The organism is Ruegeria sp. F11 (assembly GCF_056533855.1).
The window spans coordinates 41,041-54,292 of record NZ_JBQFOW010000002.1 but is presented as its reverse complement, the minus strand read 5'-3'; the positions used below and the strand labels follow the sequence as shown (position 1 = coordinate 54,292).

General features: G+C 61.1%; 13 protein-coding genes. 5 read left to right on the top strand and 8 right to left on the bottom strand.

Annotated elements, in window-relative coordinates:
- Window positions 1–18 precede the first annotated feature (18 nt).
- The 5 genes from polA to ACR0NJ_RS02780 all read right to left on the bottom strand — a co-directional run bounded on the left by polA (window position 19) and on the right by ACR0NJ_RS02780 (window position 4,767).
- Window positions 19–2,814 (bottom strand): DNA polymerase I, encoded by a 2,796-nt coding sequence (polA, locus tag ACR0NJ_RS02800; protein ID WP_480815611.1) that lies wholly within the window; start codon window positions 2,812–2,814, stop codon window positions 19–21.
- A 102-nt stretch (window positions 2,815–2,916) separates the two neighbouring features.
- Window positions 2,917–3,240: an SH3 domain-containing protein gene (locus ACR0NJ_RS02795; RefSeq protein ID WP_480815610.1), complete on the bottom strand. Its 324-nt coding sequence runs from the start codon at window positions 3,238–3,240 to the stop codon at window positions 2,917–2,919.
- Between the two features lie 112 nt (window positions 3,241–3,352).
- Window positions 3,353–3,823: a hypothetical protein gene (locus ACR0NJ_RS02790; RefSeq protein ID WP_480815609.1), complete on the bottom strand. Its 471-nt coding sequence runs from the start codon at window positions 3,821–3,823 to the stop codon at window positions 3,353–3,355.
- A 70-nt stretch (window positions 3,824–3,893) separates the two neighbouring features.
- Window positions 3,894–4,556 (bottom strand): YrbL family protein, encoded by a 663-nt coding sequence (locus ACR0NJ_RS02785; protein WP_480815608.1) that lies wholly within the window; start codon window positions 4,554–4,556, stop codon window positions 3,894–3,896.
- 31 nt (window positions 4,557–4,587) lie between these two features.
- Window positions 4,588–4,767: a zinc-finger domain-containing protein gene (locus ACR0NJ_RS02780; RefSeq protein WP_480815607.1), complete on the bottom strand. Its 180-nt coding sequence runs from the start codon at window positions 4,765–4,767 to the stop codon at window positions 4,588–4,590.
- A gap of 87 nt (window positions 4,768–4,854) precedes the next feature.
- Between ACR0NJ_RS02780 and ACR0NJ_RS02775 the strand changes: the two genes are divergently transcribed.
- Complete coding sequence (locus ACR0NJ_RS02775; RefSeq protein WP_480815936.1) at window positions 4,855–5,847, top strand: ABC transporter ATP-binding protein; 993 nt, start codon at window positions 4,855–4,857, stop codon at window positions 5,845–5,847.
- On the opposite strand, the gene ACR0NJ_RS02770 is transcribed toward ACR0NJ_RS02775, so the two are convergent.
- Entirely contained in the window at window positions 5,844–6,308 is a 465-nt protein-coding gene (locus ACR0NJ_RS02770) for a DUF1203 domain-containing protein (protein ID WP_480815606.1), read from the bottom strand. The two genes, ACR0NJ_RS02775 and ACR0NJ_RS02770, sit on opposite strands and share 4 nt — an antisense overlap.
- Window positions 6,309–6,418: 110 nt before the next feature.
- On the opposite strand from ACR0NJ_RS02770, the gene ACR0NJ_RS02765 reads away from it, so the two are divergent.
- From ACR0NJ_RS02765 to ACR0NJ_RS02755, 3 genes are all read left to right on the top strand, one after another.
- Window positions 6,419–9,337 carry an error-prone DNA polymerase gene (locus ACR0NJ_RS02765; protein WP_480815605.1) on the top strand — a complete coding sequence of 973 codons (2,919 nt, stop codon included), beginning with the start codon at window positions 6,419–6,421 and terminating at the stop codon, window positions 9,335–9,337.
- 48 nt (window positions 9,338–9,385) lie between these two features.
- Window positions 9,386–9,799 (top strand): group III truncated hemoglobin, encoded by a 414-nt coding sequence (locus ACR0NJ_RS02760; protein WP_480815604.1) that lies wholly within the window; start codon window positions 9,386–9,388, stop codon window positions 9,797–9,799.
- A gap of 135 nt (window positions 9,800–9,934) precedes the next feature.
- A complete protein-coding gene (locus ACR0NJ_RS02755; RefSeq protein ID WP_480815603.1) occupies window positions 9,935–10,870 on the top strand; it encodes a DMT family transporter in 936 nt (311 codons plus the stop codon).
- 8 nt (window positions 10,871–10,878) lie between these two features.
- Here ACR0NJ_RS02755 and ACR0NJ_RS02750 read toward each other — a convergent pair whose 3' ends face one another.
- Window positions 10,879–11,604, bottom strand: a complete 726-nt coding sequence (locus ACR0NJ_RS02750) for an NYN domain-containing protein (protein WP_480815602.1) — start codon at window positions 11,602–11,604, stop codon at window positions 10,879–10,881.
- Window positions 11,605–11,698: 94 nt separating this feature from the next.
- On the bottom strand, window positions 11,699–12,811 hold the full coding sequence (locus ACR0NJ_RS02745) for an S-(hydroxymethyl)glutathione dehydrogenase/class III alcohol dehydrogenase (protein ID WP_480815601.1): 1,113 nt from the start codon (window positions 12,809–12,811) through the stop codon (window positions 11,699–11,701).
- 129 nt (window positions 12,812–12,940) lie between these two features.
- Between ACR0NJ_RS02745 and ACR0NJ_RS02740 the strand changes: the two genes are divergently transcribed.
- Window positions 12,941–13,231: an I78 family peptidase inhibitor gene (locus tag ACR0NJ_RS02740; RefSeq protein WP_480815600.1), complete on the top strand. Its 291-nt coding sequence runs from the start codon at window positions 12,941–12,943 to the stop codon at window positions 13,229–13,231.
- The last annotated feature ends 21 nt before the right edge of the window (window positions 13,232–13,252 follow it).

Sequence of the window (13,252 nt, the reverse complement as noted above, 5' to 3'; positions counted from 1 at the left end):
GGCCTGATGAGCAGCGTCTTAATGGGCCTCGGCCCAGTTCGCACCTTGGCCTGCATCCACGCTCAGCTTCACATCCAGCTTCACCGCCGGATCGGATGCGCTCTCCATCACGTCGCGCGCCACGTCGATCACCTGATCCACCGCATCCTCGGCCACTTCGAACAGCAATTCGTCATGCACCTGCAGCAGCATCTTGGCTGGCAGCCCGTTGATCGCCCCCGGCATCCGGACCATGGCGCGCAGGATCACATCCGCCGCCGTGCCTTGGATTGGCGCGTTGATCGCCGCCCGGCGTGAGAACCCGGCATGGGGTCCTTTCGCGTTGATTTCGGGCGTATGGATTTTGCGACCGAACAGGGTTTGCACGTATCCGTTCTCTTTCGCAAAGGCGATTGTGTCGTCCATATACGTTCGGATTCCCGGGAAGCGTTCGAAATAGCGGTCAATGAAGCCCTGTGCCTCAGCCCGAGGGATGCGCAGGTTGCGCGCCAGACCAAAGCCCGAGATGCCGTAGATCACGCCAAAGTTGATCGCTTTAGCCTGTCGCCTGATGTCTGGCGTCATCTCGTCCAGCGGTACGTCGAACATCTCGGACGCGGTCATGGCGTGAATGTCCAAACCATCGGAAAACGCCTGTTTCAGGGTCGAAATATCCGCGATATGGGCCAGAATCCGCAGCTCGATCTGACTGTAGTCGAGGCTGACCAGCACATTCCCCGGCTCGGCAATAAACGCCTCGCGAATGCGCCGGCCTTCCTCGGTCCGCACCGGGATGTTCTGCAGGTTCGGATCGGTCGAGGCCAGACGCCCCGTGTTCGCGCCGGTGATCGAATAAGACGTATGTACCCGGCCTGTATCCGGGTTGATATGGGTCTGCAGCGCGTCCGTGTAGGTCGATTTCAGCTTGCTGAGCTGCCGCCAGTCCAGGACCCGGCGGGGCAGTTCATGTTCGGTGGCGAGGTCTTCCAGAATGTCAGCCCCGGTCGAATACTTGCCGGTCTTGCCCTTCTTGCCGCCCTCAAGCCCCATCTTGTCGAACAGAATCTCGCCCAGTTGTGCGGGGGAGCCGACATTGAAATTCTCGCCAGCCAGTTCGTGGATTTCAGCCTCTAACCCTGCCATTTTCTGCGCAAAGGCGTTGGACATTCGAGACAGGACATCGCGGTCGACCTTGATGCCATGCATCTCCATCTCGGCCAACACCGGCACCAAGGGCCGTTCCAGCGTCTCATAGACCGTCGTCACCTGCACCTGATGCAATTGCGGTTTGAACAGCTTCCAAAGACGCAGCGTGATATCTGCATCCTCGGCGGCATAAGCCGTGGCCTCGTCTATCGGCACCTTGTCAAAGGTGATTGCCGATTTGCCCGAGCCCAGCAGCGGTTTGATCGGGATCGGCGTGTGGCTGAGGTACCGCTCGGACAGGGTATCCATCCCATGCCCATGCTCGCCGCCATGCATCGCGTAGGACATCAGCATTGTGTCATCGATGGGGGCCACGTCGATGCCATAACGCGCGAAAATCTTGGCATCGTATTTCATGTTCTGCCCGATCTTCAGAATCGACGGGTCCTGGAACAAGGGTTTCAGCAGATTTAGAGCCTCATTCAGAGGCATCTGCCCCTCGGCCAGCGCGTCCGAGCCGAACAGATCAACGGTTGCGCTTTCGCGATGGGTCAGCGGGATATAGCAGGCCTCGCCCGCCTCGACACACAGCGAAATTCCCACCAGATCGGCGATCATTTCGTTCAGGCCGGTGGTCTCGGTATCGACGGCAATCCAGCCGCGCTCATAGGCTCGGTCGATCCATTTCTGCAGCGCATCCGCATCCCGCACGCATTCATACTTTTCAGCGTCAAACGGAATATCCTCGGCCTGCGGCTCATCCGCCGGCGCAGGCGCATCGGCAATGACCGGGGCTTCGGCCCCCAGCTTATCCGCGATGCGCTTGGTGAGGGTGCGGAACTCCATCTCGGCCAGAAACGCCAGCAGGGTATCTGGTTCGGGGTCGCGCACCTCAAGATCATCCAGCGTGAAGTCCAGAGGCGTCTGTTCGTCCAGTTGCACCAGCTTCTTCGACAGCTCGATCTGATCCCGTTTTTCGATCAGGGTCTGACGGCGCTTGGGCTGCTTGATCTCTTCGGCGCGGTCCAGCAGCGTTTCCAGATCACCATATTCGTTGATAAGCAAGGCGGCGGTCTTGATCCCGATCCCCGGCGCGCCCGGCACATTGTCCACCGAGTCCCCCGCCAGCGCCTGAACATCGACGACCCGTTCCGGACCAACCCCAAATTTCTCGACCACGCCATCGCGGTCAATGCGCTTGTTCTTCATCGCGTCCAGCATCTCGACGCCGTCGCCGACCAGTTGCATCAGGTCCTTGTCGGAACTGACGATGGTCACGCGGCCACCGGCCTCGCGCGCCTGAACGGCGAGGGTTGCGATGATGTCGTCGGCCTCATACCCCTCCAGCTCCTTGCAGGCGATGTTGAACGCTTTCGTCGCCTCGCGGGTCAAGGGCATCTGCGGGCGCAGGTCCTCGGGCATCGCCTCGCGGTTGGCTTTGTAAAGGTCATAAAGGTCGTTGCGGAAGGTGTGTGAGCCCTTGTCGAAGATCACCGCCACATGGGTCGGCGCGTCGGGCCCGGCATTCCCTTCGACATATTTCTGCAGCATGTTGCAGAACCCGGACACCGCGCCAATCGGCAACCCGTCAGATTTCCGCGTCAGGGGGGGCAGGGCGTGATAAGCCCTGAAGATAAAGGCCGATCCGTCGATCAGGTGCAGGTGACAGCCTTTTCCAAACCCACTCATGCGCGCGCTCCCCTGTGTTTGCCCATCCGTCCTGCCACGGAACGCAGATGGATACCAGTAGGAGAACGCGCCGATCAGGCCAGGCCGCGCATTCCGGCAGCCTTACGGATAAAACTCGCACCAGCCCGTGTGAATCCAGCCCCGAAACACCGATTCAACATTGTTGATCGCGCCGTTTTCCACATAGCACCACTTGCCATTGCAGGACCGGATATAGGCCGCGTCGCCATTCCGCAGGCTGCCGATCTGCTGGTAGTTCGAGCCCGGCCCGGTTCTGAGCGCCAGAAACCCGTCGCCATTTGGGTTCAGCCCCTTAACCAGACAGCCGGTATCGGTGATAACCGGGCCGGTGGGCGGAACGATCTGTTGAGAATAGGCCGCGGTTGCAAGGAAAACGCCAAAAGCTGCGCCGAGAAGTCGCTTCATTACACTTGTCTCCAAAATCATCGTTAAAAATATGTCGCACTGCGACCCTAACCCGCGACGCGGCCTCCGTCTACAAGGCAGGCCATCGGGCGATTGCAGCGTCGGAAAAGGCCTAGCCGCCGAACAGCCCCGAGAAAAAGTCGGAAAAACTGTTCAGCAACGCCATGATCACGAGCACGCCCAAAAAGGCGAAAAAGGCCATGGCAAAGAACTGAAACAGGATCGCGCCCACGCCGATGGCAACACCCGCAATCGCTGGGCGCATCTGTTCGTGGCGCAGGATACCGATGACCGACAGTACAATCGCCGCTCCGCCCAGCATGGCGACCCCGATCTGCAGAAAATCGTCCAGATCGCGGGTCTGGGCAACAGGCGCGGGCTGTTCCATGCCTGCTGCCGCGCGCAACGTGGATTTGCCGATCTCAGCGGCAAGCTCGCCCAGCGACACGCCGGTTGATTGCTGCGGCGCGAAGGGTCCGGCCCAGAACACAAACAGCGCGGCAAAAAGCGCGGCAGCACCGGCGCAGAACCCGATCCAGCCGAAAACCGGGCTGTTAATGTGTGTTGCTGTTGCGTCTGTCATCGCACTCCCTCGGTCCGTCGCCCGGATATCACCGAAACTGGGCGAGACTGAGGCATCGGATCAGGTTCCCTCAGGTAGTGTTAAAAACCCTAAGCGTTCTGTCCCAGATCAACCCGGTCTTTTCGGCAATACGCTGCATCTGTTTGTTCAGCGACCGGTCGTTCAGCCTGCGGCTGAGGGTGCGCAGGGGCACCAGATTGCGCTCTCCGTACCCGTCGATCAGAAAGAACATCCGGATGGGACCTCGACGCCCGTAGACGATATTGGTCTCGTGAATATCGCGCCCGACGATCTGAAGCTGAAACAGCCTTTGAACAAAGCTGTTGAGGTCGTTCAGAGCGTCATTGTTCAGCCCACCCTGTTCGCACAGGGCTGCAAGATGGTCGGCAAGCTGCCCATCATCGGATTGTATCCGTTCCACAACCACGCCTGGCCCGACATTGGTCTGTACCACGCCGAAGGATCGCGCCAAGGGCAGTTGTGCAATATCGGCCCCGATTTTCAGCGCCGCTTTCAACTCGCACTCGATCTCTTTCAGGGCATTGCGGTACACCGAATCCGGCAAAATGCGCCGGATCAGCCGCTTGGTGAAGGATCGGTTCGGGCGTTTGCGGGGCCGTGTCACCTTGATCAACAGTTCTGGCTGATCCGGGCAAGCGTAGACGTTCCGGTGGCCACCGCTTGCGACCAGATCCTGATCTGAAAGCTGCAAAAGCCCTGTTGCAAATGGCATCATGCCTTCGTTTTGCATCGAACAGACGACGTCAGCTTTGCGCCTCGGTGCCCTTCAGAACATATTTGCAGTCGCAATAGGGGCATTCGACCCAACCGGTATCTTCCGGGATCTGCAGCCACACGCGCGGGTGACCCAACGCACCTTCGCCGCCGTCACAGGCAACACGGGTGGTTTCGACGATCCTGGTTTCCGGCGCTTCGATGGTCACGGCTGGCGGTCCTTCTTCGGTTGTCGGCCTCGCGGGCATGTAATAGGTGCGTTTATGAGCGATGAGCAAACCGGGGGCAAGAGCCACATGAGCGATGCGGCAATCAGGATCGAAGGGCTGCGCAAGACCTATCGCGGCGGCAAGGGCCAACCCGAAAAACAGGCGCTCAAGGGGATTGACCTGACGGTGCCGCGCGGCTCGGTCTTTGGGCTTCTGGGGCCGAACGGGGCCGGGAAATCGACCCTGATCAACATTCTGGCCGGTCTGGTGGTGAAATCGGCCGGGTCCGTGTCGATCTGGGGCTTCGATCAGGACCAGCACCCGCGCCAGTCGCGCGCCGCCATCGGAGTGATGCCGCAGGAACTGAACCTCGACCCGTTTTTCACCCCGCGCGGCGCGTTGGAGGTGCAGGCGGGCCTGTATGGTGTACCCAAGGCCCAGCGCCGCAGCGACCAGATTCTGGACCTGGTGGGCCTAAGCGACAAAGCCGAGGCTTATGCCCGTACACTCTCGGGCGGGATGCGGCGGCGGCTGTTGCTGGCCAAGGCGCTGGTGCATCATCCCAAGGTCCTGGTGCTGGACGAGCCCACCGCAGGCGTGGATATCGAGCTGCGTCAGATGCTCTGGACCAATGTGCGCAAGCTGAATGAACAGGGCATGACCATCATCCTGACCACCCATTATCTGGAAGAAGCGCAAGAGATGTGCGACGAGATCGCGATCATCAACCACGGCGAAAAGATCGCGCAGGACAGCACCGCCAACCTGCTGGGCCGGATGGACAGCCGCACCATGGTGATCATCCCCGACAGCCCCTTGGCCAATTTGCCGGTGGCTGACGGTGTCGAAGCCACTCTGCGCGACGATGGCAGCCTTGTGCTGCAGTACCGCAGCGCCCAGACCAGTGCCGAGCAGGTGCTGGAGGCGGTCCGGGCCGTGGGCATCCGCATCCGCGATGTGCGCACCGAAGAGGCCGATCTTGAAGATGTGTTCCTCGCCCTGACCTCATCGCGCGAAGACGATACCCCGGCGGATGATCAGGATCAGCCGCGCCGGGGCATGCACCGGGTCAAGCTTTAAGCCCGGTCGATCCGCGCCTGATAGCAATTGTTCCGCGCTGATCGCACATGGATATAGGCGATGTCCGGGCGGGCGAAGATGTCCTTCACCGCCGCGCCGATCTGATCCGTGGGCGTGATCGCCCCGGTGCCATAGACGATGCGGTCATCCGCCCCGTACCCCTTGATCAGATAGTCCGGAGAGGTGGTCAAAATCTCGGGCAAAACCGCGCCCTCATACCGCTCGCATGGGGCTGCACACAGGAAAATCGGCCCTGTTTCGGCATAAGGATGTGTCTCTGAAAAAGGGCGATGAGCCAATATCAGCATCTCTTCGCCTTCCGGAATATTCTGCAGACAGTGACGGCAGGGGTTGCCAGCGCCCGTCGAAACGGCACGTTCGGGCGTGGCGCCATAGGCGTCCGGCCCTCCGGCTTGAAGGGCGCGGACTTCGGGTGTGGGTAAGGCGGTGATCTTGAACATCTCGGGTCTCCTTTTTCCTGACCCTGCCTGCCTGACCAGCCACAAGCGACCCGTTTCCTGCGCAAAGGACTCGGAAAAAGAACAAAACGTGAATATAATATGGAATCGCCATGTATGCCGAACTGTCGATCACGTCGAATTTCACCTTCCTCACCGGGGCCTCGCACCCCGAGGAGTATATGGAGCGTGCCGTCACCCTGGGCCTGCCTGCCATCGCGATTGCCGATGACAACTCGGTTGCTGGGATCGTGCGTGCGCATACTCAAGGGCGCGAGATCGCTCGCAAGGTGCGTGAACGACTGGAGTGGGAGGCGCAGAACACCTCCATCGGCCCGCCCTGCCCCGATCACATCCCGAAACCGCTCTCATACCCCGTCCACGCGGTGCCCCGCCTGATCCCGGCGGCGCGGCTGATCTTTACCGACGCACCCACCGTCACCGCCCTACCCCTGAACCGGCAAGGCTGGGGCAACCTGTGTCGTATCCTCTCCCGGGGTCGCCTGCGGGCCGAAAAGGGCGACTGCATCCTTCACCTGTCTGACCTGCTGGAATTCGCGGATGGTCTCCACTTGCTCCTTTGGCCACAGGCGAGTTGTTTGCAGGGCGGCGCGAGCCCTTGGCGGACACAGGCACAACAGCTGACGCGCCGCTTTGCTGGGCGGATGCATCTGCTGATGCATCCCCGGTACGATGGGGCCGACAGCGCGTATTTCAATGAATTAGAGACTGAATCAAAGCACCTCAGCATCCCCACCCTCGCCAGCGCCGCACCGATGATGCATCACGGCACCCGCCGTAAACTGGGTGATGTGCTGACCGCCATCCGCCTGCGCCGCAAGGTTGACGATCTGGGCCGCGACGCGCTGGCCAATGGCGAACAACGCCTGCGCTCGGAACCCGAGATGCTGCGCCTGTTCAAGGGTCATGAAGGGGCCGTCGCACGCGCACATGCGCTCAGCGAAGACCTGGCATTCTCGCTGGACGAGTTGCGCTACGAATACCCCAACGAAGGCAGCGAACAGGAAACCCCGACCCAGCGCCTGCACCGGCTGGCGCATGAGGGGTTGAACTGGCGCTATCCGGCGGGCGCGCCCGAAAAGGCGAAACAGATGCTCGCCCATGAACTCACCCTGATCGGCAAGCTGAAATACGAACCCTATTTCCTGACCGTCCGCGACATCGTCCATTTCGCCCGCTCACGCGATATCCTGTGTCAGGGGCGCGGTTCGGCGGCCAATTCGGTGGTCTGCTTCTGCCTCGGCATCACCGAGGTCAGCCCCGAGATGGGCACCATGGTGTTCGAACGCTTCGTCTCGGAAGCCCGCGACGAGCCGCCAGACATAGACGTCGATTTCGAGCATGAACGCCGCGAAGAGGTGATCCAGCACATCTATGACCGCTATGGCCGCGAACGCGCGGGCCTCTGCGCCACGGTCGTGCATTACCGCGGCAAGCGCGCCATCCGCGAGGTTGGCCGCGCCATGGGCCTGACCGAGGATACGATTTCGGGGCTCAGTTCCCAGCTTTGGGGGTTCTTCTCAGCCGGCGGGCTCGAAGCGCAGCGGATGCGCGAGATTGGCCTCGACCCGGAAGATCGCCGCCTGAAACAGACCCTAATGCTGGTTTATGAGATCGACGGCTTCCCCCGCCACCTGTCCCAGCATGTCGGCGGTTTCATCATCACCGAGGGACGTCTGGACGAGCTGGTCCCCATCGAAAACGCCACGATGGAGGGCCGCACAGTCATCTGCTGGGACAAGGACGACATCGACTCGCTGGGCATCCTCAAGGTCGATGTGCTTAGCCTCGGGATGCTGACCTGCATCCGCAAGGCCTTCGATCTGATCCAGCAGCACCACCGTACCGGCTATACGCTGGCGACCCTGCCGCCCGAGGATCCGGTGGTCTATGACATGCTCTGCAAGGCGGACTCTATCGGCGTGTTTCAGGTGGAATCACGTGCGCAGATGAACTTTCTGCCCCGGATGAAACCGCGCACCTTCTATGATCTGGTGATCGAGGTCGCCATCATCCGCCCCGGCCCGATTCAGGGCGACATGGTGCATCCTTACATCCGGCGGCGGAACGGCCAGGAGGAAGTCAGCTTCCCCTCGGACGCGCTGGGCGAGGTGCTGGGCAAAACGCTGGGCGTGCCGCTGTTTCAGGAACAGGCGATGCAGATCGCCATCGTGGGGGCGGGTTTCACCCCGGAACAGGCGGATCGGCTGCGACGGTCACTGGCGACCTTCAAGAAGCACGGCAATGTCAGCGAATTCCGCGCGCTCTTTTTACGCGGCATGAAAAACAACGGCTATGAAGATGACTTTGCCGAGCGCTGTTTCTCGCAGATTGAGGGGTTCGGATCCTATGGCTTCCCCGAAAGTCATGCGGCCAGCTTTGCGCTGTTGGTCTATGCCTCGGCTTGGATCAAATGCCACCATCCGGGGATCTTTGCCTGCGCCCTGCTGAATTCGCAGCCGATGGGGTTTTATGCCCCCGCCCAAATCGTGCGCGATGCGCGCGAACACGGGGTGCAGGTGCGGCCGGTCTGCATCAATGCCAGCTTCTGGGACAATGTGATGGAACCCGACGGGCGCGGTGGGCTGGCCCTGCGGCTGGGGTTCCGCCAGATCAAGGGGCTGAGCGAGGAGGACGCCAGTTGGTTAACGGCGGCGCGCGGCAACGGCTACCATCAGGTCGATGATGTCTGGCGGCGCGCGGGGCTGGGGCCGTCGGTGATCGAACGGCTGGCCGAGGCCGATGCCTTCGCCGCCTGCGACCTGACCCGGCGCGAGGCGTTGTGGCAAGCCAAGGCGATTGCAACCGCCGAACCCTTGCCCCTGTTCTCGCAGGATCTGGAGGGCGAGGCGCTGGATGAACCCGAAGCCCATCTGCCGCAGATGACGCTGGGCGAGCAGGTGGTCGAGGATTACGTGGCCACCCGCCTCAGCCTGCGGGCGCATCCGGTGGCCCTGTTGCGGCATATCCTGACACCCGAGCCGCGCGACAAAACCACGCCTGCTGCCTGACGCCGAAACCGGATATGACCGCTGAACAAAGTCACATTCGGAACGTTCATGACCAGACCCGCACTGCCCCCGCGCTTCCCCGCCACGCCCGCGCAGATCAACGCGCAGGTCCGCGCCTTTTACGCCCGCGTGCGCGAGGATACCGTCCTGGGGCCGGTCTTCAACAAACACGTGCATGACTGGCCTGCGCATGAGGCCAAGATCGCCGCATTCTGGCGCAACGCCATCCTGTATGAGCGCAGCTATGACGGTAATCCGCAGCGGGTTCATATCGAACGGCCCGACGTCAAACCGGAATTCTTCGCCCATTGGCTGGACCTGTTCGAAGAGGTCGCCACCCAGACCCTGCCCCCGGACACCGCAACCCCGTGGGTCGCTCTGGCCCGGCGCATTGGCGTGGGAATGAAGGCAGGCGTGCAATCGGCGCGCCAGCCCAAGGATGCGCCGCCGATCCTGCGTTGACCGCATCACATGGCCGCTTTGCGATGTTAGCGGTAAAATAGGGGCTATGCGCCCTGCCAAAATGGGGGTAGTCAGAGCAAGACGCCGCTGCGACGGCCCATACCCACCACACCGACATCGCCCGAGGCCATATCGATGAGCACTCAAAACACCACGCTCCGGGGACTTGGTTTCGCGTTTCTGGGATTCGCGGTCTTCGCCAGCCATGACGCGCTGATCAAGGTGCTGGGCGGGACTTATTCGGTGATGCAGATCATCTTTTTCGCGACGCTGTTTTCCTTTGTGCCGATGACGGTGACTATCCTGACCGACCGGACCACCGGGAATTTCCTGCCCCGCCACCCTTGGCTGGTGCTGCTGCGTTCAGCCCTGCTGGTGACGTCGATGGTCTGCGTGTTCTACGCCTTCTCGGTGCTGCCGCTGGCCGAGGTCTATTCGCTGCTGTTCTCGTTCCCGCTGATCGTCACGGTCCTGTCGATCCCGATTTTGGGTGAGGTCGTGCGCGCCCAACGCTGGGCCGCCGTGGGTGTCGGCCTGATCGGCGTGCTGATCGTCCTTCGCCCCGGCGCGACAGACATCACCCTCGGCCACCTTGCGGCCCTGACGGCGGCGTTTTGCAGTGCGTTTGGGTCTGTTCTGGTGCGCAAGATCGGGAATGAGGAACGATCCGCTGTGCTGATCCTCTACCCGATGCTGCTGGCCATCGCCGCCATGAGTGTGGCGCAACCGGCGGTCTATCAGCCGCCATCCCTGCCGCATCTGGGGATGATGGCGCTGGTGGGCGTGTTCTCGGTCATCGCCCAGCACCTGATCATTATGGCCTACCGCGCCGCGCCCGCCGGGGTCGTCGCCCCCAGCCAGTACAGCCAGATCATCTGGGCCACCCTGTTCGGCATGGTCTTTTTCGGCGAAAACCCCGACGGCTGGGTCGCCGTCGGAGCCAGCATCATCATCGCCTCGGGCGTGTTCGTGGTCTGGCGCGAGAGCCGGACAAACGCCTCGGCCAACACCCCGGTCCTACGGGTGCGATCCCCGCGGTCGGACACGGGGGCGACGCGGCCGGGGAAGTGATGCGCAGATTACTTCTCTGAACACCGCATCCGGAAGTTGCCGTGAACATCCGCCTCGTCGAAGCGGCCAAGACCTCGCACCAGGTCGCTCAGTTTGCTGTAGCCGTAGCTGCGCGGATCAAAGTCTGGGTAAATCTTACCCAATTGCCGTTCAACAAAGGCCAGCGTAGCCCACCCATCGGGGTCGTTTGTTGTGTTGACCACATTTCTAAGCAGTTGAAATGCATGATTTAGGCTCTGCTTTTCTTTGACATCGCCACCTTTAACGACGGTCAAGGCGGGTACCGGCGTCCGCTTTATGTTTTCGATGTAAATGAAGCGATTGCAGGCTGCGACCAGCGATTCCGGTGCCTTGCGCTCGCCAATTCCAAACACGTCGAGCCCCTGTTCGCGAATGCGGTTTGCCAGACGGGTAAAATCGCTGTCCGAGGACACCAGAACAAAACCGCTGAATCGTCCGGAATGCAGAATATCCATCGCATCAATAACCAGGGCAATGTCGCTGGAATTCTTGCCCGTCGTATTGGCAAACTGCTGATGCGCGACAATGGCATACTTGGCCAGAGATTTGGCATCCCACCCCTGCGGCGCGCCATTCGAAAAATCCCCGTAAATACGGCGTAGGCTTGCCTCGCCCAAGGTCGCAACTTCTTCAAAAATTTCCGCCGCGTATTTTGCCGGCACATTGTCCGCATCAATCAGAACCGCAAGGCGATCCGTAGTCTTTAAGGTCAATTCGATCCCTCAACTATGAGTTTTATTCTCGAAGAGGAATGTAACAACGAAAAGGGCGAGCAAAAGCCCGCCCACACAACTTATTTTAGATTTCTTAGTAAACAACCACAGACCGGATGCTCTCACCCTTATGCATCAGATCGAAGCCGTGGTTGATGTCGTCCAGACCCATGGTGTGGGTGATCATCGGGTCGATCTCGATCTTCCCTTCCATGTACCAGTCGACGATCTTGGGCACATCGGTCCGGCCACGCGCGCCGCCAAAGGCCGTACCGCGCCAGGACCGGCCGGTGACCAGCTGGAACGGACGGGTCGAGATTTCGGCCCCGGCAGGGGCCACTCCGATGATGATCGATTCACCCCAGCCCTTGTGCGCCGATTCAAGCGCATCGCGCATCACGCCCACATTGCCGGTGGCGTCAAAGGTGTAATCCGCGCCGCCCTTGGTCAGGTCGACCAGGTAAGGGACCAGATCGCCCTCGACCTCTTTGGGGTTCACGAAATCGGTCATGCCGAACTTGGTCGCCATCTCGACCTTGGCGGGGTTCAGGTCGACGCCGACAATCTGGTCGGCCCCGGCCAGACGCAGGCCTTGGATCACGTTCAAACCGATGCCGCCCAGACCGAACACGATGGCACGGCTGCCGATTTCGACCTTGGCGGTGTTGATGACGGCTCCGATACCGGTGGTCACGCCGCAGCCGATATAGCAGATCTTGTCGAAGGGCGCGTCCTCACGCACCTTGGCCAGCGCAATCTCGGGCAGAACCGTGTGGTTCGAGAAGGTCGAGCAGCCCATGTAGTGCAGGATCGGATCGCCATCCAGCGTCGAGAACCGCGAGGTTCCGTCCGGCATCAGCCCCTGCCCTTGTGTGGTGCGGATCGCCTGACACAGGTTGGTCTTGGGGTGCAGACAATATTCGCACTCGCGACATTCCGGCGTGTAGAGCGGGATCACGTGATCGCCCGGTTTCAGGCTGGTCACGCCGGGGCCGACCTCAACCACCACGCCCGCGCCTTCATGGCCCAGAATGGCGGGGAACAGACCCTCGGGGTCGGCACCTGACAGGGTGAATTCGTCCGTATGGCAGATGCCGGTGGCCTTGATTTCCACCAGAACCTCACCCGCTTTGGGGCCTTCGAGGTTCACCTCCATCACTTCCAAAGGTTTGCCCGCCTGAACGGCGACGGCGGCACGGGTACGCATGATCACTCTCTCCCTGTCTGTTTTGCCTGACCCTGCGTCAATTGCAGGGCGTTTTCAACTGCGCTTTGGTGACAGCCTGGCTAAACATCTGATATTGCAGAAGCGACATTGCCGGAAAGAGGAACGCCAATGCACCGCTTTATTCCCGCGCTGGCCCTGCTGGCCGCCTGCGCCGAGACATCGCCACCGCCCGAAGATGCCCGCCTTGCGCCCGAAGCCGCCCCTGTTGATCTGGCCTTTTGCGAGGGCGAGCCCTTTGGCAATTCCATCGGCCAGCCGGTGTCGACCATCCAAGGTCAACTGCCCGAACGGTCACGTGTACTGGGCCCCGATGGGATCGCCACGCAGGATTACCGGATCGACCGGCTGAATGTGTTCGTGGATGGCAGCGGCATCATTCAGCGGCTGACCTGCGGCTAGGCGTGGACTCGGAGGCCGATT

What these genes read in the sequence shown, in the direction of transcription:
- ACR0NJ_RS02755 (WP_480815603.1), top strand. Translation starts at nt 9,935, where the DNA reads ATGAGCACTCAAAACACCACGCTCCGGGGACTTGGTTTCGCGTTTCTG.
- ACR0NJ_RS02790 (WP_480815609.1), bottom strand. Translation starts at nt 3,823, where the DNA reads ATGACAGACGCAACAGCAACACACATTAACAGCCCGGTTTTCGGCTGG.
- polA (WP_480815611.1), bottom strand. Translation starts at nt 2,814, where the DNA reads ATGAGTGGGTTTGGAAAAGGCTGTCACCTGCACCTGATCGACGGATCG.
- ACR0NJ_RS02760 (WP_480815604.1), top strand. Translation starts at nt 9,386, where the DNA reads ATGACCAGACCCGCACTGCCCCCGCGCTTCCCCGCCACGCCCGCGCAG.
- ACR0NJ_RS02770 (WP_480815606.1), bottom strand. Translation starts at nt 6,308, where the DNA reads ATGTTCAAGATCACCGCCTTACCCACACCCGAAGTCCGCGCCCTTCAA.
- ACR0NJ_RS02795 (WP_480815610.1), bottom strand. Translation starts at nt 3,240, where the DNA reads ATGAAGCGACTTCTCGGCGCAGCTTTTGGCGTTTTCCTTGCAACCGCG.
- ACR0NJ_RS02740 (WP_480815600.1), top strand. Translation starts at nt 12,941, where the DNA reads ATGCACCGCTTTATTCCCGCGCTGGCCCTGCTGGCCGCCTGCGCCGAG.
- ACR0NJ_RS02765 (WP_480815605.1), top strand. Translation starts at nt 6,419, where the DNA reads ATGTATGCCGAACTGTCGATCACGTCGAATTTCACCTTCCTCACCGGG.
- ACR0NJ_RS02785 (WP_480815608.1), bottom strand. Translation starts at nt 4,556, where the DNA reads ATGCCATTTGCAACAGGGCTTTTGCAGCTTTCAGATCAGGATCTGGTC.
- ACR0NJ_RS02775 (WP_480815936.1), top strand. Translation starts at nt 4,855, where the DNA reads ATGAGCGATGCGGCAATCAGGATCGAAGGGCTGCGCAAGACCTATCGC.
- ACR0NJ_RS02745 (WP_480815601.1), bottom strand. Translation starts at nt 12,811, where the DNA reads ATGCGTACCCGTGCCGCCGTCGCCGTTCAGGCGGGCAAACCTTTGGAA.